This window comes from Mesorhizobium sp. M2A.F.Ca.ET.043.05.1.1 (assembly GCF_003952445.1).
GTDB lineage: Bacteria > Pseudomonadota > Alphaproteobacteria > Rhizobiales > Rhizobiaceae > Mesorhizobium.
Window position 1 is genome coordinate 2,243,328 of record NZ_CP034446.1, and the last position, 26,194, is coordinate 2,269,521.

The window sequence follows — 26,194 nt, forward strand, 5'->3', positions numbered from 1 at the left end:
CTTCCCGCCCGACCAAGTTAGCGAGAGGAAATATGGATGTGATGCTGGAAAATCCTGATCTCTTGTATAAGCTGCGCTTATGCGAAACCTACGCCAGCTTCTGCCCTCCGCCGGCAGCCTGATCGTCTTCGAGGCCGCGGGCCGGCTGTCCAGCTTCACCGCCGCCGGGCGCGAGCTCGGCATGACGCAGGCGGCCGTCTCCTATGCGGTGCGCGGGCTGGAGGAGCAGCTTGGCGCCAAGCTCTTCCAGCGGCGCCACCGGCAGGTGCTTCTGACGGAAGCCGGCGAACGTTTCCATGCCGATGTTTCGCTGGGCCTCTCGCATATCCGCAAGTCCGCGGAGGACCTTCGCCTGCAGGCGACCGGCGGTCATGTGACCTTGGCCGCCTCGACCGCCTTCGGCTCCTTCTGGATGATGCCGCGCCTGCAGCAGTTCCGCGACGAATTGCCGGGCGTCGACCTGCGCATCCAGACCGCCGACCGCGACCTCGACATCATCGCCGAAGGCATTCCGCTCGGCGTGCGCGGCGGCGTTCCGCGCGACTGGCCGGACTATCATTCGCTGTCGCTGTCCGACGAAGAAATCTTTCCGGTCGCCGGCCCCAGCTATCTCGCCAGATTCGGCAAGCCGAAGACGGTCGAGGAACTGGCAACGCACCGGCTGATCCATCTGGAAGAACCCTATCGCGAGGCGCCGACCTGGGACGAATGGTTCGCGTCCGCCGGAACCAGCCTGCGCAATGCCGAACGAGGCCTGCGCATCAACGACTATGCGCTGGTGATCCAGGCGGTGATGGAAGGGCAAGGCATCTCGCTCGGCTGGCGCCATCTCGTCGAGCGGCTTGTGGCCTCAGGGCTGCTGGTGCCGGTGACCGATCATGTGATGAGGACCGGCATCGGCTTCCATGTCATCTGGCCGAAGAACCGCGATCTAACCGACAATGCGCGCAAGGTCAGGGATTGGCTGGTGGCGCAGGCGTGAATCTGGGAGCGCGAGGCGCCTCCCATAACAGCGTTGGCGCGGCCGAGAGCGTGATCTCCCCCTCGAGGGGGAGATGGCCGGCAGGCCAGAAGGGGTCGTCTCGCGTAGATCGCCGAGGTCTTCCGCGTCGAGAGGCGGCGTCGGCGCTCGACGCGAGACGACCCCCTCTGTCGCCTTCGGCGACATCTCCCCCTCGAGGGGGGAGATTTGGCGCCATTCTCCCCTCCCCCACGCCGTTCGAATCCGCCTATAATCGCCGCATGCCCATTCGACAGCTTTCCGAAACGATGATCAACCAGATCGCCGCCGGCGAGGTCATCGAGCGTCCGGCGAGCGTGGTGAAGGAGCTTGTCGAGAACGCGCTCGACGCCGGCGCGTCGCGCGTGGAGATCGTCACCGCCGGCGGCGGGCTGAACCTCATCCGCGTCACCGATGACGGCTCGGGTATCCCCGAACAGGAACTCGCGCTGGCCATTGCGCGCCACTGCACCTCGAAGCTCTCCAATGACATCCACGACATTCGCTCGCTCGGCTTCCGGGGCGAGGCGCTGCCTTCGATCGGTTCGGTGGCGCGACTGTCGATCCGCTCGCGCACGGCGTCAGGCGACAGCGCCGCCGAGATCGGGATCGACGGCGGGCGCGTCTTACCGGTGAAGCCGGCGGCGGCCAATCGCGGCACCACGGTCGAGGTGCGCGACCTCTTCTTCGCCACGCCGGCCAGGCTCAAATTCATGAAGGGGGAGCGCGCCGAAAGCTCGGCCACCAGCGACGTGGTGAAGCGCATCGCCATCGCCTTCCCGGCCGTCCGCTTCACGCTGGCCGGCTCGGACCGCACCACCTTGGAGCTGCCGGCGATGGACGACACGCCGGAGGGCCGGCTCGCCCGCGTCGCGCAGGTGATGGGCAAGGATTTTCCGGACAATGCGATTGCCATCGATGCCATGCGCGATGGCGTGCATCTGGCCGGCCACGTCTCGATCCCGTCCTACACGCGTGCCAACGCGCTGCAGCAATATGCCTATGTCAACGGGCGGCCAGTGCGCGACAAGCTGATCGCCGGCGCGGTCCGCGGCGCCTTCGCCGACGTTTTGCCGCGCGACCGGCACGCGGTGACGGTGCTCTTCCTGTCGCTCGATCCCTTGACGGTCGACGTCAATGTCCATCCGGCCAAGGCCGATGTGCGCTTCCGCGACCCGGGCCTGGTGCGCGGGCTGATCGTCGGCGCCATCCGCGAGGCGCTGGCCGGCGCCGGCATCCGCGCGGCGACCACGGGTGCCGCCGGCATGATGGCGGCCTTCAGGTCTGGGGCGACGCCCTATTCGCATCCCGGCCCGACCGGCGGCCATCGCAGCTACGAGGCGGCCTATCACGCCTCCGGTTCCGGAGGCTTCGACCCGCTGCGCTCGGCGCAGCGACCGCTCGACATGGGCAATGGCGAGATGGGCTATGGCGGGGCGAGCCATCAGCGCAATGGTTTTGCCGAGAACGACCAGGCGGCCTTCGACACCGGCCCGCTCGCCAGTGCCGACGCGCGGGCCGGCATGGCCGAGCCGGCCGAAGCGCTGCTCGGCATGGTGCTGGGCGCGGCGCGCGCGCAGGTGCATGAGAACTACATCGTCGCCCAGACCAAGGATTCGCTGGTCATCGTTGACCAGCATGCCGCGCATGAGCGGCTGGTCTACGAGGCGCTGAAGAACGCGCTGCATTCGCGCCCGGTGCCGTCGCAGATGCTGCTTTTGCCCGAGATCGTCGATCTGCCGGAAGAAGACGCCGAGCGGCTGGCGATGCACTCTGAGACGCTGGCCAAATTCGGCCTCGGCCTGGAGCGCTTCGGCCCCGGCGCGGTGGCGGTGCGCGAGACGCCGTCGATGCTCGGCGAAACCAATGTGCAGCAGCTGGTGCGCGACCTTGCAGACGAGATCGCCGACAACGACACCGTCGAGACGCTCAAGGAACGGTTGGACAAGATCGCCGCGACCATGGCCTGCCATGGTTCCGTCCGCTCGGGGCGGCTGCTCAAGGCCGAGGAGATGAACGCGCTGCTGCGCCAGATGGAGGCGACGCCCGGCTCCGGCACCTGCAACCATGGCCGCCCGACCTATATCGAGCTCAAGCTCGCCGATATCGAAAGGCTGTTTGGAAGGCGGTGAGTGCGCCACGGCCCCTCACCCAGCCTCCGCTGCGCTCGGCTGACCATTCCGGGGCGAGCCACGGGTCTCGCCCGTCCTTCGGACCCCGGTGGGGAGAGGAGATTGTCGGCGCCGGCGCCAATCTCTTCTCCCCATGGGAAGAAGGTGGCCGGGAAGCGGCCGGATGAGGGGGCAAGAAAAGAGCAGCTCGAAGCGGCTCTTTTCTTGAGAACGGCTCCAATAATTTGATTTACCGCTTCAAATTCACCACGATCACGCCACCCAGCGCCAGCGCACCGCCGAGGATGCCGAGCAGCGACGGCACTTCGCCCAGCCAGAAGAAGCCGATCAGCGCGGAGGTCGGCGAGACCAGGTAGAGGAAGTTCGAGGCGCGGGCGGCAGGCAGGCGCGACAGCGCGGTCGCCCAGGCGGCATAGGCGATCAACGAGGGCACGATGCCGAGATAGATGACCGCGCCGAGACCGGCAGTGTCGGCGACCGCCGCCTGCGAAAACGCTTCCGGCAGGAATGGCGACAGGCAGAGCGCACCGAGCACCATGTTGGAGGCGGATATCGTCAGCGGATGATGGCGGGCGAAGAGCGGCTTCTGGACGATGGTGTTGACAGCGGAGCAGAGCGCGGAGCCCAGCACCAGCAGCGCGCCGGTATTGAAATGCAGGCCGTGCCCGTCGGCCACCGCGATGATGCCGATGCCGGCGAAGGAGATGACCGTGCCCAGCCAGGCGATGCCTGAGAACCGCTCGCCGAGCAGGGCCATGGCCATGATTGCGGTGAAGATCGGGCTGACATTGATGATGAAGCCGGCCGCACCCGCCGAGACGGTGAGCTCGCCGAAATTGAGCATGGCGGTGTAGAGCGCGACGAAGATGGCGCCGCCAAAGGCGAAGCGCCACAGCTCGTCGATCCTGGGCAGCGCCGGGCGCTTGACCGCGAGAAATATGGCGGCCGGGACCGCCGCGATGGCAAAGCGCAGCGCGCCGAGCTCCAGCGGCTGGAAGGCGGCGAGGCCGGCCCGGATCGCCGGGAACGCCGAAGCCCAGCCAAGCACCGTAAGACCCACCGCGACGGCCGCGGTGCCGTCCATGCGCTGTGTCTCATTCAACGTGCCGGTGTAAGCGCTCATTGCCGTAACCTCGTCTTTCTGTGCCATGGATGCAGAAAACGCCATTGCCGGCCAATTGACAAACGAGCAAATCGAGGGTCAGCTGTGAGCATGGCTCACAGCTCTGATCAGATACTGCCGTTGGAAACCTTGCGCGCCTTCGATGCCGCGGCGCGCACGGGGAGTTTTTCCGCGGCGGCCGAAAAACTCAACCTCACCCATGGCGCGGTAAGTCGCCAGATCGCCAAGCTCGAGGACTGGCTGGGCTTGAAAGTCTTCGAGCGCAATGCGCGCGGCGTGACACTAACCATCGAGGGCAATCGCCTGCATCTTCGCACCACAGAGGCCTTTGCGCTGATTTCGGTCAATTCCGACCGCTGGGTCGAGCCTCGCGGCACGGCCGTGGTGCGGCTGGCCTCGATCCCCTCGGTGAGCGGGCTGTGGCTGATGCCGCGCATGGCCGGGCTTGAGAACAACCCGACCAAGCTGCGCATCGTGCTCGATGTCGACAACCGCCAGGCCGACCTTGCCGACGAAGGCATCGACCTTTCGGTGCGCTGCGGGCGCGGCCGCATCCCGGGCCGCGTCTCGGTGCAGCTTTTCGAGGAGCAGATTTTCCCCATCGCCTCGCCGGAGCTCGCAAAGGAGATCGGGCTGGGCGACCCTGCGCGGCTGCTGAAGTACCCGCTGATCAACGATTCCGATGCGTCCGGATGGCGCGCATGGCTCGCCGCGCAAGACATCGATTACCGTCCCCGTCCGCAGGACCGGCGTTTCGAGGATTACAATCTGGTTCTGGACGCGGCGGCACATGGGCTGGGCATCGCGCTGGCGCGCCCGCCGCTGACCGCGGACCAGCTCCGGTCCGGCCGTATCGTTGCCGTCGACGAGCGCGTTGCGCTCAATCCGGTGTCCTATTGGATGGACCGCCCCATCGGCCGGCCGCGCGCGGCCGCCGCAGATCTGGCTAGGCGCATTGCCGAGCAGGCAGGGCTTGCGCCGGAGAAGGTCGAAGCTTTCCTTCAGGACGATGCCTAGCGAAGCAGGAGGACCATGATCGTTGCCGTCACCGCCGAGACGATGGCCGTGACGACCGAGATCGTCCAAAGGGATATCGGCGCGGATTCCGATCGCGGCGCGTGACCAGCCGGGCGGATCGCAGCGCCGCGAGGCTGCGGCGCGTTGGCGTTGGCTGCTACCAGCACCGCGGCGGAAGCGACGGCCGGCGAAAATGTGGACAATGCCGGCGCAACTGCGGGCCTGGACACATTGTCTGCAACCGCTGCCTGCGGTGAGGCGAAGCCGCGCGGAGCCTGATCGGCATCCGTCGCCGCCCTGCCCGTCGTGGGCGTCGCCGGCGAGGCGTCGGTTACGGCATCGGGCTCCATCACAGCGTGGTAAGCATCCTCGACCTCTGAGGACGACAGGCGCTGCGATGCCTGGGCGGCAGGGCGCGGCTGCGCGCTTTGCAGCGACTGGGCCGCGATTTGCGCCGCCTGACCCGTCGACGGCGCCGGCGGCTGGACCAGCGTCTTGATCAAAGCCGCCACCGCGGGATCGGCCTTGGGCGACGGCACCGGCTGCGGGGTAAGCGCTTCACCGATCAGTGCGTTCAAGCGGGTCGAGGTGATGTCCATGCCGGCTTCCGGAAACTATTTTGACGCTCAGCCATACCGGATGAGCATTGCGTCAAGCTTGACGTTGCTTGCGATTTGTGGCGATTGAAACCCAGATGAACGCAAGCGTCCTTTCATGATGAACCGTTTCGAAGGCCCGGGCGGCAGGGAAGCCCGGATCCGCTATCTCGACGGCGACTTCCAGGTCACCAGTCCGGGCTCGTTCGTGCGCTGCGCGGTGACGGGCGAGAACATTCCGCTCGACGAACTCAAATATTGGAGCGTCGCCCGGCAGGAGCCCTATGTGAACGCGGCGGTCTCGCTCGCCCGCGAGATCGAGATGCACCCGGAACTGCGCAAACGGTGATAGGCCGGGCGAGCCCACGACGCCGTGATAGTCACCTCGATTGCGCCTTAGGCTACCGAATTGAAAAACTTCAAGAAGTCTCTCAAGACCTTTCTTCGCATGCCGCTTATCATGCGTGCGAGAATGCGCGATCGGGCGGTATCGAAAGCCCCACGGTTCAAGCTGGCGGCCTGCGCCATCTTCCGTGAAGAAGCGCCGTTTCTGGCCGAATGGATCAGGTTCCACCAGAGCGTGGGATTTGAGCATTTCTATCTCTACAACAACTTCTCGACCGACGACTTCAAAGCCGTATTGGACCCGTTCATCCAGCAAGGGCTGGTTACGCTGGTCGACTGGCCGCGGCCGGTGGGACAGCTGTCGGCTTATAGAGACTGCATCCGCAGGCGCTGGCGTGAAGCATTGTGGATCGGATTCTTCGACATCGATGAGTTTCTTTTCGCGCCCGACGGACGTGACGTGCCCTCGGTTCTCAGGGACTATCGCGACCTTCCGGGCGTTTGCGTATGGCAGGCGTTCTATGGCTCTTCCGGCCATGTCGAGCGGCCGGAAAGTCCACTGGTCGAGGCCTTTACGATGCGAGCCGGGCCGGACATCACGACGGTCAAGACTATCCTCAACCCTCGCATGGTCTACAGGCCTGGCGTCCATCAGTCGAAATTCCTGTCCGGTGAAGGGGTGGACACTGATCGACGGACCATCGTGCCCGGCATGGCTCCCAAGCTCGATATATTGAGGATCAATCACTATTGGTCGCGATCGCTCGCCGACCTCGACCAGAAGATCCGGCGCGGCGACGCCTCGACTTCCACGCCGCGCGACAGGGATTGGCATTTCGACTTCGAAAGCAAGCTCAATGTCGAGCGCGACGAGACCATCCTCGAGGCGATGCAGCGTCAGCGCTGAGGCAACCTGCAACTTGGCCTGTCGCGGCTTCACGGCCGGCGCCATTCACCCGGGAGGCCAGCCCATACACGTTCCTGGCCGAGTGCCGGCAACAATCGATCGTCGCGACGAAAAACCCTTCTTCCAACGCACGTGACAGGTTCGTGACTCTGCGGTTATAGACAATGCCGTGGGTATGGGGGATTTGCCGTGAAGGCTCTAGTGACCGGCGGTGCCGGCTTTATTGGTTCGCATCTATGCGACCTGTTGCTGGCAAGCGGCCATGAAGTAATATGCCTCGACAATTTCTCGACTGGTTCGGATGAGAACATCCGTCACCTGTCAAACAATGCGCGGTTCAGCCTGCTGAGGCACGACGTCACCGTGCCGCTTCAGGCCGAGGCCGATGAGATCTTCAATCTCGCTTGCCCCGCCTCGCCTGTTCACTACCAGCGCATTCCGATCGAGACGACAAAGGCTTGCGTCTATGGCGCCATCAACATGCTCGACCTTGCATGCGCTTCGGGCGCCAGAATCCTTCAGGCGTCGACGTCCGAGGTCTATGGCGATCCGCAAGTCCATCCCCAGACCGAGGCCTATTGGGGCCATGTCAACCCGATTGGCCCGCGCAGTTGCTACGATGAAGGCAAAAGATGCGCCGAAGCGCTGTTCTTCGACTATCGGCGCCGGTCGCAACTGCCGATCAAGGTGGTGCGCATCTTCAATACATATGGACCTCGCATGCACCCTTCGGATGGGCGCGTGGTCAGCAATTTCATCGTTCAGGCATTGCGCAACGACCCCATAACCATCTACGGCGACGGAAGCCACACCCGCAGTTTCTGCTATGTCGACGACCTGGTGGATGGGATGGCCCGGATGATGGCGACGCCCGACGATCTCGTCGGGCCCGTCAACATCGGAAACCCGACGGAAGTCACGATCCTCGAGCTGGCCGAGCTGGTGCTGGGCATCGTCGGCGGCAAGTCAAAGATCGAGTTCAAGCCCCTCCCCGAAGACGACCCCCAACAGCGCCAGCCCGATATAGGCCTGGCGCGTGCGGCGCTGGATTGGTCCCCTCGTGTTGCCCTCGAAGACGGGCTTGGCCAGACGGTTCGCTATTTCCGTGGGCTTATCAACTGACGGTAGGGCACCGTATCAACTAGAGCGGTTCACCGTTTCACGGAAACGGCGAACCGCTCTATCTCTTTGTTTTGACGCAATTCCGGACGGAAAACCGCTCACACTTTTCCTGGAATTGCTCTAGGCGCGGCGCAAAACTCAACCCCGCATCTTGCGCTGACGCCAGGCATCGAGCGTCTCGCCGATGATGCGTTCGGGCACGTGATCAAGCTCGAACACGGCCTCGATATCGAGCACGTCCAGTTGATCGAGGAAACCGGCGGGCACCTCGCCGTGGCGCAGCCGCGCGGCGTCCTTCGCCGTGGTGACGAGGCGCAGCCCCTCCTGCCGGGCGAGCGCCAGAAGGTCGGCAAGCTCGTCCTGGGCGTAGAAATGATGATCCGGAAAGGCGCGCGAAAGCGCGACTTCGCCGCCCGCGCCGCGCACCGTGTCGAAGAATTTCTCCGGATGGCCGATGCCGGCGAAGGCCAGGAACCGGCCGCCGGCGAAGCGTGACGGATCCGCCGGCTCGACATGCGCCAGGAAGATCGGCCGGCCGGCACGCGCCGCCTGGCGCACGACGCCGTCGGCGGCGGCCCCCTCGCCCATCTTCAGCAAGCCGCTGGTGAAGACCAGCTGGTCGACGATCTTGGCGCGGAGCGGTCCACCCGGAATGACGCGGCCGTTGCCGACGCCGAAGCGGGCGTCGACCACGACCAGCGCATAGTCGATATGGATGCGCGCCGACTGGAAGCCGTCATCCATGATCAGCAAATCGCAGCCATGTCCCTCGATGAGCAGTTTTGCGCCCGCGGCGCGGTTCGCCGTCACCGCCACCGGCGCATGTTCGGCCAGAAGCAGCGGCTCGTCGCCGACATGCTTGGCGGCGTCGTGATGCGCATCGACGACATGCGGCTTGGCGAACGAACCGCCATGGCCGCGCGACAGGAAGCCGGGCGTGAGCTGCATGCGCCTGGCTTGTTTGGCCAGGGCAATGGCGACCGGGGTCTTGCCGCTGCCGCCGACGGTCAGGTTGCCCACGCACAGCACCGGCGCGTCGACCTTCTCGCGGGGGGCATGCCGCATGCGGCGGCCGGCAATCATGCCGTAAGCAGCCGACACCGGCGACAGAGCGAGCACGCGCCAGTCCGGCTTTTCCCACCAGAAGGGCGGCGCCTCGCTGGTCATCTCATCGACCGTTGGCGCCCTTCAGCCGCGCCTTGACGACCAGCGGCTGAATATAGGGCTCCAGAGATTTCAGCGTGCGCGCAAGCGCGCCGCGCATCTCGTCGACGGTGGCGGCACCCGCCGCGATCATTTCGTGGCGCGCCACTTCGTTGGTCAGAAGGAAATTGACCGCGCCGGTCAGCATGTCGCGGTCGCGCACAAGCTTGGCGCCGCCGCTGTCGAGCAGGCGCTGATAGGCCTCGCGGAAATTCTGGACGTTGCGGCCGGCAAGCACGGCGGTTTCGAGCATCGCGGGCTCGAGCGGGTTCTGGCCGCCTTCCGAGGTCAGCGAACGGCCGACGAAAGCGATCTCGGTCAGCCTCAGGTAAAGCCCCATCTCACCGATCGTGTCGCCGAGAAGGATATCGATGTCGGGCGAGATGCGGTCACCCTTGCTGCGCCTTGCCACCGTCAGGCCCATGCCGGAAATCTGCGCGGCAAGCGCGTCGGCGCGGTCGGGATGACGCGGCACGATGATGGTCAAAAGCCCATGATGGCGCCTGTGCAGGCTGGCATGGACCTCGGCGGCCACGACCTCTTCGCCGTCATGGGTCGAGATCGCCGCCCAGGTCGGGCGATTGCCGATCTGGCGCTGCAGGGTGGCCAGGGCCCGCTCGTCAACCGGCGGCGGGTTGGTGTCGACCTTGAGATTGCCGGAAACCGTGACCGGCCGGGCGCCGAGCGCGCGGAACCGCTCGCCGTCGACATCCGATTGGGCGATGACATGGGCGAGATTCTCGAACAGCGCCTCGGCAACGCTTGCGCGCTTCTTCCACGAGGTGAAGGAGCGGTCCGACAGCCGGCCGTTGACCAGAACCTGCGGCACGTTGCGGGCGCCGAGTTCCAGGATGGTCATCGGCCAGATTTCCGATTCGGCGATGATCGCCAGTTCCGGCCGCCAGTGATCGAGGAAACGGCTTACCGCGGGCTTGAGATCGAGCGGCACATATTGGTGGATGATGCGGCTGCCGAGGCGCTCGTCGGCGACCTTGGCCGAAGTCACGGTACCGGTGGTCAGGACGACGTTGACGCCGTAGTCGAGGATGCTCTCGACCAGCGGCACCACCGCGATCGTCTCGCCGACGCTTGCCGCATGGATCCAGATCACCGGCCCTTCCGGCCGGGGCCGGCCGGCGACGCCATAGCGCTCGCGGCGCCGGGCGCGATCCTCCTTGCCGCGCGAGGCGCGCCAGGCGACATAAGGACCGATCAGCGGATAGGCGGCCGCCCCCGCATAGCGGTAGGCGGTCAGAGCCGCACGCGCCCAGCGCTCGCTCATTTGCCGCCATCCACGAGGCGATAGGCCTCGGCCGTCGCGGCGTTGAGGGAGGCGGTGACCTCCTGGCGCTTGCGCTCCATCTCGGCATCGTCGGCATCGGCCGGCACGAAGACCGGGGGGCCCACGATGACCGCGGAGCGCCCGAAAGGCAGGTTGATGGTGGTCTTATCCCAGCTCTTCTCAAGCACCTTGCGGCGACTGGTGGCGATGGCCGAAGGCAGGATCGGCCGGCCGGAAAGCCTTGCCAGAAGAACGATGCCAAGCCCGGCCTCGCGCGGCTTGCCGTTCGGAATATCGGCGATCATGGCGACGTTCTTGCCGATCACGAGCGACCTCTTGAGCGCGATCAAGGCCTTGGCGCCGCCCTTGTCGAGGTGGTTCGAACTGTTGCGGCCGCCGGAACCGCGCACCGCCTCGATGCCGAATTTCTCGAGCATCAGTGCCTGGAGCTCGGCGTCGGCGCTGCGGGAGACCATGGCGACCAGCGGCCGGCCCTTGGGGTAATAGGCAGGGGTCAGGAGTTGCTGGCCGTGCCAGAGCGCGATGATGCCGGGCTCAAGATGCGCATAAGCGCCGCCGGCAACCTTCGTCGAGCCTTCGACAAGCGGGCTGGTGAGGCGAATCAGCCGCAGGAACCAGGCGAACAGGCTGGCGATGAAATTCTTGACGAAACTCGACTGCGCCAACGGCTCGCGGATGCGCCGCCACAGCGTACGCGTTCCGCCGCGTCTGGCAGCGCGCCGCCTGGTCGCGCCTTTCACCGCTTCATGCTCCATCGACGTCAACCGCCGACCTTTGTTTCTGGATCGAGCAGACGGTGCAGATGAACAACGAAATAACGCATATGGGCATTGTCGACACTGGCTTGCGCCTTCGCTTTCCACGCAGTGTGCGCCGATTGATAGTCGGGGTAGATTCCGACGATGTCGAGCGCGTCCAGGTCACGAAACTCGGTTCCACCCAGCTTTTTCAGCTCTCCACCGAAAACCAGGTGCAAAAGCTGTTTCTTTCCGTCTTCCACGGCCATGCCGATCCTTCGCAGATTCATGAATTTTGTGAAACGTTTAGCCCAAAGCAGACGATTTTGGAACTGTGGGCCGACTCACCCTTGGTCAATGCGGGCAATTACACCGGCGAGCACGCCAAGCAGTTCGCCGCTGCCGGCCGCGAGCGCGCCGTGATTGATCACCTCGCCGGCATAGCGCGGCGGCTTGCCGGCGCGATCAAGCAGTGCGCCGCCAGCCTCGGCGAGGATGAGATCGGCGGCGGCGATGTCCCAGTCATGCGCATTCGGCTTGACGAAGGTCGCATCGAGCTTGCCGGCGGCGATCATCGCCAGCCTATAGGCAAGCGAGGGGATGTAGGCGGCCCGCCGCAGCCTGTCGTGCCAGACTTCCGGCATCAGGTCGACCAGCGGCTTGGGTCCGCCGATATCGACGCTCTCACCCAGCGGACGCACATGGATGCGCTTGTCGTTGAGATAGGCGCCCTCGCCCGGCAGGGCCCAGTAAGTCTCATGCTTGGCCGGGCATTCGAGCACGCCGGCCAGCGAGCGGCCGTCCTCGACCACGGCGACGCTGACGCACCAGGAATGCAGGCCGTCGAGAAAGCCGCGCGTGCCGTCGATCGGGTCGACGACGAAGGTGCGGCGGGCCGACAGCCTGGCGTGGTCATCGGCGGTCTCTTCCGACAGCCAGCCATAATCCGGACGCGCCTTGAGCAAGGTCTCGCAAAGATAGGCGTCCGCCGCATGGTCGGCCTCGCTCACCGGCGAGGTGCCGCCCTTCATCCACACCTGCGGGTTGTTGCCGAAATAGCCCATGGCGATGGCGCCGGCTTCGCGGGCGGCTTCGCGCAGCAATGCAAGGTCGTCCCCAGCCTCGCTCGATGTCAGTTGGTCAAGCGCCGGCAAGGGTCATCCCTTCGATCAGGAGCGTCGGGGCAGCCGTGCCGAAATTGCGGTCGAGGTCGCTCGCCGGCACCATGTTGAGGAACATGGTCTTCAGGTTGGAGGCGATCGTCACCTCGGCCACCGGATAGGCCAGCGCGCCGTTCTCGATCCAGTAGCCGGAGGCGCCGCGGCTGTATTCTCCGGTCACCATGTCGACGCCCTGGCCGAACACCTCGGTGACGTAAAAGCCGCGCTTCAGCGACGCGATCAAGTCGTCCGGCGAACGCTCACCGGGCTCGATGGCGAGATTGGTCGAGGACGGCGAGACCGACGAGCCGCTGCGCGAGCCGCGTCCATTTGTGACGAGACCGAGCTCGCGCGCGGCCGAGGTCGACAGGAACCAGTGGTTCAAGATGCCCTTCTCGACCATCAGCAGCTTCCCGCCCTCGACGCCTTCGCCGTCGAACGGGCGCGAGGCCTGTCCGCGCCGGCGCAAAGGCTCGTCGGTGACGGTGATCGCGGCCGAGGCCACTTGCTTGCCCATCATGTCGCGCAGGAAGCTGGTCTTGCGGGCGACCGCCGCGCCGTTGATGGCGCCGGCGAGATGGCCGGCGATGCCGCGCGCCACGCGCGGATCGAACACCACATCGACCGGGCCGGTCGCCGCCTTGCGGGCGCCGAGGCGGCGCACGGCGCGTTCGCCGGCCTTGCGGCCGATCTCTTCCGGCGCGTCGAGATCGGCGAAATGCTGGCGCGAGGAGAATTCATAGTCGCGCTCCATAGCCGTGCCCTCCCCGGCTATGACGCTGGTCGAGCGCGAGAAACGCGAGGCGACATACTGGCCGACAAAGCCATGCGAGGTGGCGAGCACGAGGCCGCCCAGTCCGGCGCTAGCGCTGCTACCGGAGGAATTGGTGACGCCCTTGACGGCCAATGCGGCCGCTTCGGCGGCAAGGGCCGCCTCCTTCAACTGGTCGGCCGGTACCTCGGTCGGATCGAAAAGGTCGAGGTCGCGCAAATTGCGGGCGAGCAACGCGGGATCGGCGAGGCTCTGGAACGGATCCTCGGGCGAGACTTTGGCCATGGCGACGGCCCGCTCGGCAAGCGATTTCGGATCGGAAGCGGCGGTCGCCGAGACGCTCGCCACGCGTTGGCCGACGAAGACGCGCAGCGACATATCCTCGCTCTCCGACGATTCGGTGCCCTCGACCTTGCCCAGCCGCACCGACACGCCGGTAGAGCGGCCGCGCACCGCCACCGCGTCGGCCGCGTCGGCGCCGGCACGCCTGGCAGCCTCGACGAGCGCCGTCACGCGATCGGTCAATTTCGCTGCGTCGAGCCGGTTGGTCATAAGGTTGTTCCCGTTTGTTCATGCAATCTGTCAGGGCCATGCACTTTGTCACGCCCTGCGGCACCTGTCGCATCGTCTTGTGCATGCCGAAGCGCCAGCTGTCGCACCATCTATTGTTCCATCCACGCTAGTGCAATGGCGGATGCGGCAATCTCAAGGCAATCGCGGTGGTTCGTGTGGATGCGCAGGGCCGAAAAGGGCGTGCTATCCGGCCACCGGCGCCCAGATCACGTCCTCGATCCTCGTTGCCCCCGTCGCCAGCATCACCAGCCGGTCGAAGCCCAGCGCCGAGCCGCTTGCCTGCGGCATGATGGCCAAGGCCGCCAGGAAATCCTCGTCCAGCGGATAGCGCTCGCCATAGACGCGCTCTTTCTCGTCCATCTCGGCGAGGAAGCGGCGGCGCTGCTCTGCCGGGTCGGTAAGCTCGCCGAAGGCGTTGGCGAGCTCGACGCCGCAGCAATAAAGCTCGAAGCGCTCGGCAACGCGCGGATCCTCGGCGCTCGGGCGGGCAAGTGCCGCTTCCGAAATCGGATAGCCGTAAAGGATGGTGGCCCGCCCCTGCCCCAGCGCCGGTTCGATCTTCTCCACCATCACCCGGCTGAACAGATCGGCCCAATTGTCGTCGGGCGCGGTGCGCAGGCCAGCCTTGACCAGCGTGGCATGAAGTCCGTCGCGATCCGTGCTCCCGTCAGCCGCGACGGTCGCCAGAAGGTCGATGCAGGCATATCGAGTGAAGGCCTCCGCCACGCTCAGCCGCTCCGGCTCGGCGAAGGGGTCGGCCTCGCGTCCGCGAAAACGGAAACGCCTGGAGCCGGCCTTCTCCGCGGCAAGCGCCAGGAATTCGGCGCAGTCGTCCATCAGGCGCTCGTAAGCTTCGCCGACGCGGTACCATTCGAGCATCGTGAACTCGGGATGATGCAGCGGCCCACGCTCACGGTTGCGCCAGACGGCGCCCAGGCTGAAGATGCGCTCCTCGCCGGCGGCGAGCAGCTTCTTGCAGGCGAATTCCGGCGAGGTGTGGAGATAGAGCGGCCGGCGCGACGCGTCGGGTCCGATCGCCTCGGTGGCGAAGGCGGAAAGATGCGCCTCGTTGCCCGGCGAAACCTGCAGCGCCGAGGTCGTCACCTCGATGAAATCACGTTCCGCGAACCAGCCGCGAAGTGCCGCCGCGATGGCGTTGCGCGCCATCAGCCGGGGCCGGCGGTCGGCATGGATGTCGGGCATCCACCAGGGCGAAGCGGCGGTCATGGGCAGGAAAATCGCCGGGAAGGCTGGCGGTTCGGCGCAAGATGCGCTAGGGCGCACGCGATGGCCGCCGTCGCCGCTTCGCGGAAATCGACGCTTGCAGGCCGAAAAACTCGAACGGGATCGAATATCGTGGTCAAGGTCATCGCCAGCTCCTTACGCAAAGGCAACGTCGTCGATAAGGACGGCAAGCTCTATGTCATCCTCTTTGCCGAAAACATCCACCCTGGCAAGGGCACGCCGGTGACCCAGCTCGACATGCGCCGTATCGGCGACGGGGTGAAGGTCTCGGAACGCTACCGCACGACCGAAATGGTCGAGCGCGCCTATGTCGAGGAGCGCGAGCACACCTTCCTCTATTCCGACGGCGAGGGTTTTCACTTCATGAACCCGGAAAGCTACGACCAGGTCGTGGCTTCGGAAGCCGTGGTCGGCGATTTCGCGCCCTATCTGCAGGAAGGCATGGCCGTTCAGCTCGCCCAGTTCAACGGCGTGCCGATCTCGCTGACGCTGCCGCAGCGCGCCACCTTCGAGGTGGTCGAGACCGAGCCGGTCACCAAGGGCCAGACGGCGTCTTCCTCCTATAAGCCGGCCGTGCTCTCCAACGGCGTGCGCACCGCCGTGCCGCCGCACATCTCCGCCGGCACGCGAATCGTGGTGATGACCGCAGACGGCTCCTACGTCGAGCGCGCCAAGGACTGATATTTTACGGCGGCACGATTAGCGCGGCTCGCCTGCAGGGGCGGGCTACGCACGAATGCGCCCCGCCGACTTCTGCAAGGTATGAGAGGCATGTCCCTTGTGGGCAGTATCAGCCGCAAGTTCGGCTGAACTACTGTCCCGAAGGCGACGATATCAGCACATATCCGCGGGTTTTGTTCTCGTTGTCGCTGTCGACCGTGTTCATCGCTCCGAACAGGTCGGCCGTCGTCACCCATACCGGCGGATATTTGTAGCGGGCGACATCGAGGATCAGGAACCTGTCCGCTTTCTCGTCGTAAGCGGCCAGCGGCGATATATGCCCGCCCTTCTCCTGGCCCATCGCCTTGCGCAGATAATTGACGATGACGAAGTGCCCGGGCTTGGCAAGGAACGAACTGGCCTGGGTGCGAAACTGCTCGAGGCTGGCATCCGAAGCATGGCGGACCTCAGCCTTGATAGGCTGGGTGGAAAGAATGGCCCCGATCTGGTCGAGCGTCATTCCCTGCTTGTCGAGGACCTGACGAGGAAGAATGGTTTCCGTGCGCTCGTTCAGGACATTATCCTGCGTGAACGTCTTGTAGGGTTCGTATTCGGGCACCGAAGGCGCCGGAACGTTGAGCGCGTTCAGCACCATGACGATGCTGGCCACGCCGCAATAGGCCTGCGTCTTTTGCGTGAGAAAGTTGCTCGCGAGGGGGAAATAGGCTTCCTTCGCCATGCTCTCGGCAAGAAAGCTCTCTCCGGCAGGGGAACTGAACCCCGTCAGATTGTCCGGAAGCTTCAGCGTCTCGGAGAAGGCGCTGGGCGCAATCAGGAGAAACGTTAGCAGGAGCGAATAGAAACGCGCAGACATGGTGACCCTCAGCCTCGTGGAGAAAGCATCGAGGGATGCTATCAGCTTTCGCAGGCCATCGCACGTTGATCTGCCGGCGCGCCCGGGTCAATCAACCAGCCGCATCATCAGGCGGCCGCCGCCACCAGCAGGCCGGCGGCTTTCCATTCCGGCATGCCGTCCTCGAGGCGGCGCGGAACGTCCGACCGAGCCTCGGCTGCGGTTTAGCCGTTCTCCAACCCTTTCCCGAAAACTGTCGAAACGCTTAATATGCCCAGATGCAGGGGACTCGCATCGCTTTTGGTCCGTTCGTACTCGATCCCGACACCGGGACGCTCCTTAAAGAGCGTACCCCGATCGCCGTTGGGCATCGTGGGCTGACGTTGCTTGCCGCGCTTGCGGCACGGCCCGGCGAAATCGTGACCAAGGCTGAGCTGATGGACGCTGCCTGGCCGGGGACCGCCGTTGAGGAAGGCAACCTTACCGTCCAGATCGCGACACTAAGAAAGGTTCTTGGTCCGGCTGACAACGGCGGCGAGTGGATCGCCACCGTGCCTCGCGTCGGCTACCGCTTCACCGGGACGATTGAGCCGGTGGCGAGCACATCCTCCAAACCGATGCCGGCATCCGGCAAACCGTCGATTGCGGTGCTGCCTTTTGCCAATTTGGGCGGCGACCAGGACCAGCAATATCTCAGTGACGGCATAACCGAGGACATAATCACGGAGCTGGCCAGATTTCGCTCCCTCCTCGTCATCGCACGCAACTCGTCTTTTCAGTTTCGCCATCCGGTACCGGACATCGCCGAAGTCCGTCGCAAACTCGGGGTTCGCTACCTCGTCGAAGGCAGCATACGAAAGCTCGGTGAACGCATTCGCATCACCACACAATTGATTGATGCCGCCACCGGCACCCACCTGTGGGCCCAACGGTACGATCGGGCCCTCAACGACATCTTCACATTGCAAGACGAGGTTGCCGCTCTCATCGCCTCGATGGTCGAGGGCCAAACGGAGGCCGACTCGGCAAGCCGCTCCAGGCGCAAGCCTCCAGCCGATTGGGATGCATACGACTACTATCTGCAAGGGCGCGCGCTCTTCCATCGATATGAACTGGACAAGTCCGAGCCGCTGTTCGTTCGGTGCGTCGAGCTCGATTCGACCTTCGCTCAAGGCCACGCCTTCCTCGCCCAGGCAGCCGTTGGCAGATTCTGGTATGACAACGATCCGAGGACGCTACAGAAGGCTTGGGACTCGGCCCGAACGGCGCTCGATCTCGACAGGAGCGACGGCGTCTGTCACCAGAGCATGGGGCTGGTGCTTACGCACATGCGCCAGCACAGCGATGCGGGAATGCATTTCGAGCGAGCACGCTCGCTGAACCCGCTGGACGTGAACATCGCAGGAGATTACGCAAGCTGGCTCAATTATGGCGGACGGGCCGAGACGGCGCTCAACGTGCTCCAAAGCGCGTTACTGCGCGACCCGTTACCTCCGACATGGTTCTGGGAGGTGAAGGGCAGTTCGCTCTTCCTGCTTGGAAGATACTCGGAAGCCGTCGGTTCGTATCAGAGGGCCGGAGACCATTTCTTCACTCATGCCTTCCTCGCGGCGACTTACGCGCATTTAGGCGAGATGGAGAAGGCGCGCGCTGAAGTCGAGGAAACACTGATGAGGAAACACGACGTGACTGTTCGGCTGATTTCAGGTCTCCCGTTCGCCGACCCAGTCGCTCTCGAGCTTTTCACATCAGGCTTCAGAAAGGCCGGTTTTCCCGTGTGAACGCCACCGCCGTCGCGCTCGGCCTCAAGGCCAACTGGAAGCAGTTTTCGCTGCTCGTGCTGATCAACGCCTTCGTCGGCGGGATGGTGGGCATCGAGCGGACCGTCGTGCCGCTGATCGGCGCGGAGGAATTCGGCGTCGCTTCCACCACGCTGATCGTCTCCTTCATCGTCAGCTTCGGCGTGGTCAAGGCCTGCGCCAATCTCGTCTCCGGCCAGCTTGCCGATAGATGGGGCCGCAAGCGCGTGCTGGTCCTGGGCTGGCTGTTCGGCTTGCCGGTGCCCTTCATCATCATCTGGGCCCCGAGCTGGGGCTGGATCGTGGCCGCCAACGCCTTGCTCGGCATCAACCAGGGCTTCGCCTGGTCGATGACGGTGATCATGAAGGTCGATCTCGTCGGGCCGAAATCGCGCGGGCTGGCCGTCGGCCTCAACGAATTCGCCGGCTACCTCGCCGTCGGCGTCACCGCCTTCCTCACCGGCTATCTCGCCAGCCGCTACGGGCTGCGTCCGGTGCCGATCTATCTCGGCGTCGGCTATGCGATCCTGGGTGCGACGCTGTCCATCCTGCTGGTGCGCGACACGCGCGGGCATGTAGAGCTGGAACTGGCCAATCACCCAAAACAGATTTCGCCGCTCAGCTTCCGTGAGATCTTCATGCTGACCTCGTTCGGGGACCGTAACCTGTTCGCCGCCTCCCAGGCCGGCTTGGTGAACAATCTGAATGACGGCATGAGCTGGGGGCTGTTCCCGCTCTTCTTTGTCGCCAACGGGCTCGGCGTCGAGCGCATCGGCATCCTCAAGGCCGTCTATCCGGCGGTGTGGGGCGTCCTGCAGGTCGCGACCGGGCCGCTCAGCGACCGGTGGGGCCGCAAGGGCCTGATCGTCGCCGGCATGTGGGTGCAGGCGGCGGGACTTCTCTTGACCGCCATGACGCGCGAATTCGGCTGGTGGCTGCTGGCGAGCCTGCTGCTCGGCCTCGGCACGGCGATGGTCTATCCAAGCCTGATCGCGGCCGTTTCGGACGCCTCGCATCCGTCGTGGCGAGCGCGCTCGCTCAGCGTCTACCGCTTCTGGCGCGACCTCGGCTACGCAATTGGCGCCCTCACCGCGGGCCTGATCGCCGATTTCTTCGGCTTCGTCGCGGCGATCGGGGCCATCGCGGCGCTGACATTCCTGTCGGGCGCGATCGTCGCGATGGCGATGCGCGAGACGCATGTCGCCGGCCAGTCTCCGTAAGGCGATGGTTAACGCGGGCCCCGAACAAGGTTTCCGTTTACGATATCGTAAGCTTGTTGCTGCGGGCCATTCGCCGGTCCGCTACAATCGCGGCAGTTGAATTTTCCTTGAGATCGCGCATGAGCAGCCCCAACCGCATGCCGTGGGTGGACACGGCAAAAGGCCTTTCCATCATCCTGGTGGTGATGATGTATTCGGCCTACAACACAGGCGAGTACACCGGCGGTGTCGGCTTCCTGCACTATGTGATCGGCTTCGCGACGCCCTTCCGCATGCCGGAATTCTTCCTGATCTCGGGCCTGTTCCTGTCGCAGGTGATCGACCGGCCGTGGCGGCGTTATGTCGACCGCCGTGTCGTCCACTATCTCTATTTCTACGTGCTGTGGGCGCTCATCTCGATCGGGCTGAAGATCGGCATCTTCAGCCGCGACCCCGCCGGCATGCTGCACGACCTGGCAATGGCCGTCGTCCAGCCCTATGGCGTCTTGTGGTTCATCTACATGCTGGCGGTTTTCGGCATCGCGATCCGCGTGCTGCGCGAGCTTCGCGTGCCGCACTGGATCGTCATCTTGGCTGCCGCCGCGCTGCAAATGTGGGCGCCGAAGCCCGACAGCTACGCGCTCGAGCAGTTCGCGGCCTATTTCGTGTTCTTCTATCTCGGCTTCGTGCTCGCGCCGCTGATATTTCGGCTGGTCGAATGGACACAAGCTCGTCCGGCGATCGCCGTCGCGGGCCTGCTCGCCTGGGCGCTCGTCAACGGGCTGCTCGTCTATTCGCCGGGCTATGCCGTGCAACCTGTCGGCATGCAGATGGGCCTAGCGGCATGGCCGCCACTGCATCTGACGCTGGCCGTCGCAGGCGCGGTGGCGCTGTGCGTGGCCGGCGGCTTCCTGTCGAAATTCGCTTCCATGGAGTGGCTGCGCTGGCTCGGCGAGCATTCGCTGGTCGTCTATGTCGCCTTCACCATTCCGATGTCGATCTTCCGCGGTGTCATGCTGGCGAGCGGCCTTCTGACCGACACCGGCATGCTGAGCCTGGCTGTGCTGCTTGTCTCGGTCATCAGCCCGGTGGTGCTCTATTTCATCGTCAAGCGCATCGGCTTCGGCACCTTCCTGTTCGAGCGGCCGGCCTGGGCGCATGTCGACGGGCAGCATGCCGGCCAAATCTCAAACAAAGGCGTTGCGCGGCCGGTGCGCGAGGCGGCCTGATCGAGGCTGGATGTTTCGTGTCAATCCAGGTCTTGACCCGCACCTGATCGCGGCCCGGGAGGAGCTTCTTCCTTGTCTACGCGCGGCCGCGCAGACCGGCCTTGCGTAGATTCTTCCGGAAATGCTCAAGGTAAGCGGCATCGCCATACGGCGCCAGCTTCGGATCGGTCCATTTTTCCAGCGTAGCGCCGGCATCGAGTTCGAGAGCGCGTTTCACAGATTTCTGGGCCTGCTGCGGGTTCCCGGCGGCCGCGAAGCTGGCCGCCTGATAGATACGCATCACCGCGCTATCCAGCGAACGCAGGCTGGCAAAGGTGGCGATGGCCTTGTCATAGTGGCGGGTATCGAAATAGATCTGGCCCAGTTGAGAAGTGTACCATTCATAGTGATACGGGTTGAGGCGCATGGCTTTGCGCGCATGTTCGATGCCCTCTTCCCCCCTGCCCGCATAGCTGAGGCAAAGCCCGTAGTCGGTCGTCACCTCGGCGTCGTTGGGATTGCATTCGAGGCCCTTTCGGAACGCATCGAGCGCCACGCCATGATTTGCTGTGTACAAATGATAGTTGGCGAGGGCCCAATGGGACCAGGAATCGCCATCGTCGCAGGCGATTGCCTTGATTGCCCATCGTCGGGCCAATTCCATCGAGACGTCGTAGTCGTCAGCCCAGCCGCAACAGGCGTCGGCAAGATGACTCAAAGCCATTTTGCTGTAGGCCTTGGCAAGCGTTGGATCACATTCAATCGCCTTCGTCAGATGCTTCCTGGCGAGGCTCTCTCCTTCCTTGTTGAAACGACAGGCATCAATTGCGCGCTGCATGTGATCCAGGGCAACGAAACTCTCAAGTCCGGCGGACTTGCTTCGATCACGCCAGGCCTTGCCGAGTCTGCCGCCATAGCCGGACGCAAGCGTTCCTATGATCATGCCGGTGATTTCGTCCTGGACCGCGAAGATATCGGTCAGTTGCCGGTCATAGATCTCGGTCCAAAGCTGCCGATTGTCGGCTCCGTCGACAAGTTGGACAGAGACGCGGATGCGGTCACCAGCTTTCTGAACGCTTCCCTCTATGATGTAGCGAACTGAAAGTTCACGCGGCCTCGGCCGATGTCACCGTCCGGTTCCGATAGGCCAGGGTCGAAAACCTGTCGATGACGAACAGCTCGTGAAAGCGCCCGAGGTTGGCGACGATGTTGAGCGCCAATCCTTCGCAGAAGATTTCCTGCGCCGAATCGCCGCTCAGATTGGCGAAGGGAAGGACGGCGATGGATGGTTTTGTCTGCGGCGAGGCGTCATCCACAACAGGTGCAGCCGGAACGGGCCTCGGTCCCGCATATTTGTAGCCCCGACCGTGCACGGTCATGATTGTGCCGGCGTCAAGAACCTTGCGCAGTGCCGAAATATGGACCTGCAGCGTGTTCTCCTCCACCACCAGGCCCGGCCAGACCGCATCGAAAAGTTCGGTCTTGCCGATCACCTCATCCGGCTTCTCGAGCAAACTGGCAAGGATGTCGAAGGAGCGGGTCGAAAGCTCCACCGGCCCATTCGGCCCCAGTAGCTGCCGCTCGGTTCGCTTCAAACGATAGTTGCCGAACTCCAAGTCCATTGGCCAAGAATCCGTCCCTCACGGCCAAGATAATCCAACAAGATAACCCAAGATCATCCTGAAGGCGAACTTCAGGCCTGTTCAGGATTCTTCAGGTCAAAGCCAAGGACCGGAGTGGAAAGCGGTGTCATGTTCTTCGTCATAGGAGGGCTATCATGGCTGACATCCTCACCACCGCCCCGACCGCTGTCCGACGCTTCAATCTACCACGGCCAAGCCTTCCAAGGCTTGCAATCGGCGCGTCACTCAGTGCCATACCCGGCCTGTGGAGCGATGCACTCCGCTTGGCCTACCTGGCCCCTTACACCAGTCCTGGTCGCCAAGCACAGATCGTTCCGGACGATAATCTCGAAGGCCGCGACCTCACCTGGTGACTTGCAAGCTTTCAGTCGGTGCCGGATAACGGCTTGACCTTCCCGTTATTTGCGGGGAGCGGAAACCTTCTCCGTCGCGCCCTGCCCCGGACGCTTTGCGGCCTTGATCTTGCCGCTGCTGCCGCCACCGCAGAAGAAGCAGCCGCCGCCGTCGGATTCCAGCCCCGACACCCCGGAGGGCATCGCCAGTTCCTGCAGTACGTCGCCCGTGTCGGGGTCGACGCGCACCAGATCGCCCTCCTCGCCCTCCCAGGTGGCATGCCAGAGCTCGCCATCGACCCAGGTGACGCCCGTGACGACGCGCTTGGATTCGATCGTGCGGATCACACTGCCCGTTTCAGGATCGATCTGATGGATCTTGTGCGCCCGGTATTCGCCGACCCAAAGCGAACCCTCGGCCCACGCCATGCCTGAGTCCCCGCCATTGCCGGGGGCAGGAATGGTGGCGACGACCTTGCCGATCTTCGGGTCGACCTTGTGGATGCGATCCTCGGCAATCTGGTAGAGATACTCACCATCGAAGGCAGTCCCGGCATGCGAGGCGACATCGATCGTACGCACGATCTTGCCGCTGTCGGGATCGAGCGCGTTCAGCTTGTCGCCACTGGCGAACCAGATATTTTGGCCGTCATAGGTGACGCCATTGACGCGCTCGACGCCGGGGAACGGTCCATATTCGCGCAGGATCTCGGCAGCGGCTCGTTTCATTTTCAGCCTCCATTCGAACAATGGCCGCAGACTAGTCGGTCGGCAGCGGCCCCGGGAGTAACAACACAGTCGGGAATCCGGTCACCGGCGGCATCATCCAGCGGCGCGCCCGGCCCCGGCCGACCGGCTGCACCTTGTTCTGCGTCGACAGCTCTTCCAGCGCCCGCTGCACGGTGCGCGCGCTGGCGCCGAGCGCGATCGCCAGCGCCGAGCTCGACCAGGCCTCGCCGTCGGTCAGGAAAGCGAGCACCGCGCCGTGTTCCTCCTCGACAGGCGGCGCCAGCACGACGACGTCGGCGGCTTTGAGGGGCGTCAGCGCAAACCCGGCGGCGGTCGCATTGATATCGGCCAACCCAGCGAGCTCGGCGCGCAGCCGCCCCATCTCGACCCTCAGCCGCGCGCGATGAGATTCATCCGCGTGCCTTGCCCGAAAGGCGCGTCTCAACAGCATCTCACGCGAGGCATCCGCCGGCCATGCCTCGGCAAGCGTGCGCGCCAGCGCGAACAGCACCGGCCGTGTCGCCAGCGAGACGACCGCATCGGCCTCGCGCACCACGTTGCGGCAGGCATCGATGACCAGCGCGCCCGAGCTCAGCAACGCCTCGACCTCGTCGAGCAGCAGATCTTTCTCTGCGCCGCGCGCGATCAGCCTGCCGACCGGCGTGTTCAAGACCAGGGATGCCGCTTCGACTTCGGCCTTCAAGGCCGGGATGTTGGCTTCGTAAGCGGCCAGCGATGCCCGACCGAACGCCGAGCGCGCCGCCTTTGTCCTCAGACGCCTGACCGCGATGCCGGCCGCGGCCAGTTCATGCGCGACGCGCGCAACCGGCGGCAGCGGCGCCGGATCGAAATCCGAAAGCAGCCGCTCGGCCTCGTCGAGCCGGCCGATCAGGATGAGGCGGCGCGCCTCGAGGCTGCCGGCATAGGCGGCGTTCAGCCGGTCGCCATGCGCGGCAAGCGTGGCGCGTGCGGACCGCAAGGCCTTCTCCGGCCAGCCGAGGTCGCGCGAGACCAACGCGATCTCGGCCTCGGCGACGACGCAGCGCGCGCGTGCGACCGCCTCCTTCGGGCTGAAGGAGCGGACGGCGTCCTTCAGCAGCGCCTTGGCCTTGGCGAAATCGCCGAGCTGCGCCATCGCGATGCCGCGCAGCGCCAGCGCCGGCGCGTCGTCGCGCAGGGCGACGCGCTTCAAGGCGCCCAGCGGATCGCCCGCGGCGAGTGCGCGCCCGGCGGCGTTGATCAGCGAGTCCATGCCGCCGCCTCAGGGCCCGGCGGATCAAATCGCGTCACACTTGTAACTCTCACCATCGAAGCATGCGGCCTATGTCTGTCCCTGTCACCCCAAACCAAACCCAAGAACGGGACAAGAGCAATGACCCAACAGATGAAGACACCGCCGGTCGTTTCGCAGGAAGCGTGGGAAGGCGCCTATGAAGAAATGCTGGTCAAGGAAAAGGCGATGACCCGCGCCCGCGACGCATTGGCCGCCGAACGCCGCCGCATGCCGTGGATGGAAGTCACCAAGGACTATGTGTTCGACGGCCCGAACGGCAAGGTGAGCCTGCTCGACCTCTTCGAAGGCCGCCGCCAGCTCGTGATCTACCGCGCCTTCTTCGAGCCGGGCGTCTATGGCTGGCCGGAGCACGCCTGTCGCGGCTGCTCGCTCGGCGCCGACATGGTCGGTAACCTCGCCCATCTCAACGCCCGCGACACCACGCTTGCCTATGCCTCGCGCGCGCCGCAGGCCGACATCCAGCGGTTGAAGCAACAGATGGACTGGAAAATGCCCTGGTACACCATCACCGACAGCTGGGATAAGGATTTCGGCGTCGACCAATGGCACGGCCACAACGTCTTCATCCATGACGGCAAGCGCATCTTCCGCACCTATTTCGTCAACAACCGCGGCGACGAAGCCTTCGGCACCGTGTGGAGCTATCTCGACGTCACGCCGCTCGGCCGTCAGGAGGTGTGGGAGGATTCGCCCGAGGGCTATCCGCAGACCCAGACCTACAAATGGTGGAACTGGCACGACAATTACGAAGAAGGCGCCGCGCCTGACCAGAGATGGGTCGAGGTCTCGGATGCCGGCGAAGCGGCGTTCCGCAACAAGAGCGCCTGAGCGTGAAGCAACTCCGGCGGCGCGACCCGCGCCGCCGAAGCCGATCTCGCCAAGCCTTGTCTCTCTGACCCCTGCAAACCTGACCGCTTCAGAAGGTGAATGTCATGAGCATCGACAACCCTCGCCCGAGCAGCTTCCGCCTCGCCGACTGGCTCTGCCTCGCCGCGGCGCCAACCTTCGCCATGATGGCGCTGCTGACGGCTGCCTATGGCGACCACGACACGATGTGCATGACGGGCGCCTCGGTGCTGAGCGGTATGGCGCCGATGTATCTGTTGATGGCGGGCTTCCATCTGACGCCTTGGCTGCGGCTGATGGCGAGGCGCACCAACGGGATTTGACGCAAGCGCTCAGCGTTCCCGTTACGTTGCGTTTAGCTCTGCCATGTAGAGAATTCGGATGCGGAGGCGGCGT

The 26,194-nt window shown here is 64.6% G+C and carries 28 protein-coding genes; 14 read left to right on the forward strand and 14 right to left on the reverse strand.

The annotated features are described in order from the left end of the window. The first annotated feature begins 79 nt into the window (after positions 1 to 79). Positions 80 to 982 carry a LysR substrate-binding domain-containing protein gene (locus tag EJ069_RS10865; protein ID WP_126061276.1) on the forward strand — a complete coding sequence of 301 codons (903 nt, stop codon included), beginning with the start codon at positions 80 to 82 and terminating at the stop codon, positions 980 to 982. 260 nt (positions 983 to 1,242) lie between these two features. Further along, positions 1,243 to 3,132 carry a DNA mismatch repair endonuclease MutL gene (gene mutL / locus EJ069_RS10870; RefSeq protein WP_126061277.1) on the forward strand — a complete coding sequence of 630 codons (1,890 nt, stop codon included), beginning with the start codon at positions 1,243 to 1,245 and terminating at the stop codon, positions 3,130 to 3,132. 229 nt (positions 3,133 to 3,361) lie between these two features. Here the strand turns inward: mutL and EJ069_RS10875 are convergent, their stop codons facing one another. Next, positions 3,362 to 4,255, reverse strand: a complete 894-nt coding sequence (locus tag EJ069_RS10875; protein ID WP_126061278.1) for an EamA family transporter — start codon at positions 4,253 to 4,255, stop codon at positions 3,362 to 3,364. 90 nt (positions 4,256 to 4,345) lie between these two features. On the opposite strand from EJ069_RS10875, the gene EJ069_RS10880 reads away from it, so the two are divergent. Further along, positions 4,346 to 5,272: a LysR substrate-binding domain-containing protein gene (locus EJ069_RS10880; protein ID WP_126061279.1), complete on the forward strand. Its 927-nt coding sequence runs from the start codon at positions 4,346 to 4,348 to the stop codon at positions 5,270 to 5,272. On the opposite strand, the gene EJ069_RS10885 is transcribed toward EJ069_RS10880, so the two are convergent. Next, positions 5,269 to 5,871, reverse strand: a complete 603-nt coding sequence (locus tag EJ069_RS10885) for a hypothetical protein (RefSeq protein ID WP_126061280.1) — start codon at positions 5,869 to 5,871, stop codon at positions 5,269 to 5,271. The two genes, EJ069_RS10880 and EJ069_RS10885, sit on opposite strands and share 4 nt — an antisense overlap. A 115-nt stretch (positions 5,872 to 5,986) precedes the next feature. Between EJ069_RS10885 and EJ069_RS10890 the strand changes: the two genes are divergently transcribed. From EJ069_RS10890 to EJ069_RS10900, 3 genes are all read left to right on the forward strand, one after another. Continuing rightward, positions 5,987 to 6,217 carry a DUF2093 domain-containing protein gene (locus tag EJ069_RS10890; protein WP_126061281.1) on the forward strand — a complete coding sequence of 77 codons (231 nt, stop codon included), beginning with the start codon at positions 5,987 to 5,989 and terminating at the stop codon, positions 6,215 to 6,217. Between the two features lie 123 nt (positions 6,218 to 6,340). Beyond that, a complete protein-coding gene (locus tag EJ069_RS10895; RefSeq protein ID WP_245456497.1) occupies positions 6,341 to 7,120 on the forward strand; it encodes a glycosyltransferase family 92 protein in 780 nt (259 codons plus the stop codon). 201 nt (positions 7,121 to 7,321) lie between these two features. Next, entirely contained in the window at positions 7,322 to 8,242 is a 921-nt protein-coding gene (locus EJ069_RS10900) for a UDP-glucuronic acid decarboxylase family protein (protein ID WP_245456498.1), read from the forward strand. A 138-nt stretch (positions 8,243 to 8,380) separates the two neighbouring features. Here the strand turns inward: EJ069_RS10900 and lpxK are convergent, their stop codons facing one another. From lpxK to epmA, 7 genes are all read right to left on the reverse strand, one after another. Next, on the reverse strand, positions 8,381 to 9,409 hold the full coding sequence (lpxK, locus tag EJ069_RS10905) for a tetraacyldisaccharide 4'-kinase (RefSeq protein WP_126061284.1): 1,029 nt from the start codon (positions 9,407 to 9,409) through the stop codon (positions 8,381 to 8,383). A gap of 1 nt (position 9,410) precedes the next feature. After that, on the reverse strand, positions 9,411 to 10,727 hold the full coding sequence (gene waaA, locus EJ069_RS10910; protein WP_126061285.1) for a lipid IV(A) 3-deoxy-D-manno-octulosonic acid transferase: 1,317 nt from the start codon (positions 10,725 to 10,727) through the stop codon (positions 9,411 to 9,413). Next, positions 10,724 to 11,503 carry a lysophospholipid acyltransferase family protein gene (locus EJ069_RS10915; RefSeq protein WP_126061286.1) on the reverse strand — a complete coding sequence of 260 codons (780 nt, stop codon included), beginning with the start codon at positions 11,501 to 11,503 and terminating at the stop codon, positions 10,724 to 10,726. The genes waaA and EJ069_RS10915 overlap by 4 nt, the downstream gene beginning before the upstream one ends. Positions 11,504 to 11,508: 5 nt before the next feature. Continuing rightward, a complete protein-coding gene (locus EJ069_RS10920; protein ID WP_042646392.1) occupies positions 11,509 to 11,754 on the reverse strand; it encodes a DUF4170 domain-containing protein in 246 nt (81 codons plus the stop codon). Between the two features lie 75 nt (positions 11,755 to 11,829). Then, the gene (locus EJ069_RS10925; RefSeq protein ID WP_126061287.1) at positions 11,830 to 12,639 is read right to left on the reverse strand and encodes a 3'(2'),5'-bisphosphate nucleotidase CysQ; all 810 of its coding nucleotides are present in this window, start codon (positions 12,637 to 12,639) and stop codon (positions 11,830 to 11,832) included. Further along, positions 12,626 to 13,969, reverse strand: coding sequence for a TldD/PmbA family protein (locus EJ069_RS10930; protein ID WP_126061288.1), 1,344 nt, complete (start codon positions 13,967 to 13,969; stop codon positions 12,626 to 12,628). Before EJ069_RS10930 ends, EJ069_RS10925 begins: the two co-directional genes overlap by 14 nt. A 204-nt stretch (positions 13,970 to 14,173) precedes the next feature. Beyond that, positions 14,174 to 15,217, reverse strand: a complete 1,044-nt coding sequence (gene epmA, locus EJ069_RS10935) for an EF-P lysine aminoacylase EpmA (protein ID WP_126061289.1) — start codon at positions 15,215 to 15,217, stop codon at positions 14,174 to 14,176. A gap of 129 nt (positions 15,218 to 15,346) precedes the next feature. Between epmA and efp the strand changes: the two genes are divergently transcribed. Then, a complete protein-coding gene (gene efp / locus EJ069_RS10940) occupies positions 15,347 to 15,916 on the forward strand; it encodes an elongation factor P (protein ID WP_042646394.1) in 570 nt (189 codons plus the stop codon). 130 nt (positions 15,917 to 16,046) lie between these two features. Here efp and EJ069_RS10945 read toward each other — a convergent pair whose 3' ends face one another. Further along, positions 16,047 to 16,769 (reverse strand): phytochelatin synthase family protein, encoded by a 723-nt coding sequence (locus EJ069_RS10945; protein WP_126061290.1) that lies wholly within the window; start codon positions 16,767 to 16,769, stop codon positions 16,047 to 16,049. Positions 16,770 to 17,026: 257 nt separating this feature from the next. Here EJ069_RS10945 and EJ069_RS10950 point away from each other — a divergent pair, with 257 nt between their 5' ends. The 3 genes from EJ069_RS10950 to EJ069_RS10960 all read left to right on the forward strand — a co-directional run bounded on the left by EJ069_RS10950 (position 17,027) and on the right by EJ069_RS10960 (position 20,975). Next, complete coding sequence (locus tag EJ069_RS10950) at positions 17,027 to 18,529, forward strand: winged helix-turn-helix domain-containing protein (protein WP_126061291.1); 1,503 nt, start codon at positions 17,027 to 17,029, stop codon at positions 18,527 to 18,529. Next, positions 18,526 to 19,767, forward strand: coding sequence for an MFS transporter (locus EJ069_RS10955; protein WP_126061292.1), 1,242 nt, complete (start codon positions 18,526 to 18,528; stop codon positions 19,765 to 19,767). Before EJ069_RS10950 ends, EJ069_RS10955 begins: the two co-directional genes overlap by 4 nt. Before the next feature lie 119 nt (positions 19,768 to 19,886). Then, positions 19,887 to 20,975, forward strand: a complete 1,089-nt coding sequence (locus EJ069_RS10960) for an acyltransferase family protein (RefSeq protein WP_126061293.1) — start codon at positions 19,887 to 19,889, stop codon at positions 20,973 to 20,975. A gap of 76 nt (positions 20,976 to 21,051) precedes the next feature. On the opposite strand, the gene EJ069_RS10965 is transcribed toward EJ069_RS10960, so the two are convergent. Further along, positions 21,052 to 21,672 (reverse strand): hypothetical protein, encoded by a 621-nt coding sequence (locus EJ069_RS10965; protein ID WP_145965055.1) that lies wholly within the window; start codon positions 21,670 to 21,672, stop codon positions 21,052 to 21,054. Here EJ069_RS10965 and EJ069_RS10970 point away from each other — a divergent pair. After that, a complete protein-coding gene (locus tag EJ069_RS10970; RefSeq protein WP_126061295.1) occupies positions 21,664 to 22,056 on the forward strand; it encodes a hypothetical protein in 393 nt (130 codons plus the stop codon). The genes EJ069_RS10965 and EJ069_RS10970 overlap by 9 nt on opposite strands. Before the next feature lie 4 nt (positions 22,057 to 22,060). On the opposite strand, the gene EJ069_RS10975 is transcribed toward EJ069_RS10970, so the two are convergent. Continuing rightward, entirely contained in the window at positions 22,061 to 22,570 is a 510-nt protein-coding gene (locus EJ069_RS10975) for a winged helix-turn-helix domain-containing protein (RefSeq protein WP_189476277.1), read from the reverse strand. 161 nt (positions 22,571 to 22,731) lie between these two features. Between EJ069_RS10975 and EJ069_RS10980 the strand changes: the two genes are divergently transcribed. Further along, positions 22,732 to 22,950, forward strand: a complete 219-nt coding sequence (locus EJ069_RS10980) for a hypothetical protein (RefSeq protein ID WP_126061297.1) — start codon at positions 22,732 to 22,734, stop codon at positions 22,948 to 22,950. Positions 22,951 to 22,995: 45 nt separating this feature from the next. On the opposite strand, the gene EJ069_RS10985 is transcribed toward EJ069_RS10980, so the two are convergent. Continuing rightward, positions 22,996 to 23,658 carry a DUF5074 domain-containing protein gene (locus tag EJ069_RS10985; protein WP_126061298.1) on the reverse strand — a complete coding sequence of 221 codons (663 nt, stop codon included), beginning with the start codon at positions 23,656 to 23,658 and terminating at the stop codon, positions 22,996 to 22,998. 31 nt (positions 23,659 to 23,689) lie between these two features. After that, positions 23,690 to 24,910, reverse strand: coding sequence for a helix-turn-helix domain-containing protein (locus tag EJ069_RS10990; protein ID WP_126061299.1), 1,221 nt, complete (start codon positions 24,908 to 24,910; stop codon positions 23,690 to 23,692). Between the two features lie 120 nt (positions 24,911 to 25,030). Between EJ069_RS10990 and EJ069_RS10995 the strand changes: the two genes are divergently transcribed. Beyond that, complete coding sequence (locus tag EJ069_RS10995; protein WP_126061300.1) at positions 25,031 to 25,780, forward strand: DUF899 family protein; 750 nt, start codon at positions 25,031 to 25,033, stop codon at positions 25,778 to 25,780. Between the two features lie 104 nt (positions 25,781 to 25,884). Next, a complete protein-coding gene (locus tag EJ069_RS11000) occupies positions 25,885 to 26,121 on the forward strand; it encodes a hypothetical protein (protein ID WP_126061301.1) in 237 nt (78 codons plus the stop codon). Positions 26,122 to 26,194 lie beyond the last annotated feature (73 nt).

What these genes read in the sequence shown, in the direction of transcription:
- EJ069_RS10865 (WP_126061276.1), top strand. Translation starts at nt 80, where the DNA reads ATGCGAAACCTACGCCAGCTTCTGCCCTCCGCCGGCAGCCTGATCGTC.
- mutL (WP_126061277.1), top strand. Translation starts at nt 1,243, where the DNA reads ATGCCCATTCGACAGCTTTCCGAAACGATGATCAACCAGATCGCCGCC.
- EJ069_RS10875 (WP_126061278.1), bottom strand. Translation starts at nt 4,255, where the DNA reads ATGAGCGCTTACACCGGCACGTTGAATGAGACACAGCGCATGGACGGC.
- EJ069_RS10880 (WP_126061279.1), top strand. Translation starts at nt 4,346, where the DNA reads ATGGCTCACAGCTCTGATCAGATACTGCCGTTGGAAACCTTGCGCGCC.
- EJ069_RS10885 (WP_126061280.1), bottom strand. Translation starts at nt 5,871, where the DNA reads ATGGACATCACCTCGACCCGCTTGAACGCACTGATCGGTGAAGCGCTT.
- EJ069_RS10890 (WP_126061281.1), top strand. Translation starts at nt 5,987, where the DNA reads ATGATGAACCGTTTCGAAGGCCCGGGCGGCAGGGAAGCCCGGATCCGC.
- EJ069_RS10895 (WP_245456497.1), top strand. Translation starts at nt 6,341, where the DNA reads ATGCGCGATCGGGCGGTATCGAAAGCCCCACGGTTCAAGCTGGCGGCC.
- lpxK (WP_126061284.1), bottom strand. Translation starts at nt 9,409, where the DNA reads ATGACCAGCGAGGCGCCGCCCTTCTGGTGGGAAAAGCCGGACTGGCGC.
- waaA (WP_126061285.1), bottom strand. Translation starts at nt 10,727, where the DNA reads ATGAGCGAGCGCTGGGCGCGTGCGGCTCTGACCGCCTACCGCTATGCG.
- EJ069_RS10915 (WP_126061286.1), bottom strand. Translation starts at nt 11,503, where the DNA reads ATGGAGCATGAAGCGGTGAAAGGCGCGACCAGGCGGCGCGCTGCCAGA.
- EJ069_RS10920 (WP_042646392.1), bottom strand. Translation starts at nt 11,754, where the DNA reads ATGGCCGTGGAAGACGGAAAGAAACAGCTTTTGCACCTGGTTTTCGGT.
- EJ069_RS10930 (WP_126061288.1), bottom strand. Translation starts at nt 13,969, where the DNA reads ATGACCAACCGGCTCGACGCAGCGAAATTGACCGATCGCGTGACGGCG.
- epmA (WP_126061289.1), bottom strand. Translation starts at nt 15,217, where the DNA reads ATGACCGCCGCTTCGCCCTGGTGGATGCCCGACATCCATGCCGACCGC.
- EJ069_RS10945 (WP_126061290.1), bottom strand. Translation starts at nt 16,769, where the DNA reads ATGTCTGCGCGTTTCTATTCGCTCCTGCTAACGTTTCTCCTGATTGCG.
- EJ069_RS10950 (WP_126061291.1), top strand. Translation starts at nt 17,027, where the DNA reads ATGCAGGGGACTCGCATCGCTTTTGGTCCGTTCGTACTCGATCCCGAC.
- EJ069_RS10960 (WP_126061293.1), top strand. Translation starts at nt 19,887, where the DNA reads ATGAGCAGCCCCAACCGCATGCCGTGGGTGGACACGGCAAAAGGCCTT.
- EJ069_RS10970 (WP_126061295.1), top strand. Translation starts at nt 21,664, where the DNA reads ATGACTCAAAGCCATTTTGCTGTAGGCCTTGGCAAGCGTTGGATCACA.
- EJ069_RS10980 (WP_126061297.1), top strand. Translation starts at nt 22,732, where the DNA reads ATGGCTGACATCCTCACCACCGCCCCGACCGCTGTCCGACGCTTCAAT.
- EJ069_RS10985 (WP_126061298.1), bottom strand. Translation starts at nt 23,658, where the DNA reads ATGAAACGAGCCGCTGCCGAGATCCTGCGCGAATATGGACCGTTCCCC.
- EJ069_RS10990 (WP_126061299.1), bottom strand. Translation starts at nt 24,910, where the DNA reads ATGGACTCGCTGATCAACGCCGCCGGGCGCGCACTCGCCGCGGGCGAT.
- EJ069_RS10995 (WP_126061300.1), top strand. Translation starts at nt 25,031, where the DNA reads ATGACCCAACAGATGAAGACACCGCCGGTCGTTTCGCAGGAAGCGTGG.
- EJ069_RS11000 (WP_126061301.1), top strand. Translation starts at nt 25,885, where the DNA reads ATGAGCATCGACAACCCTCGCCCGAGCAGCTTCCGCCTCGCCGACTGG.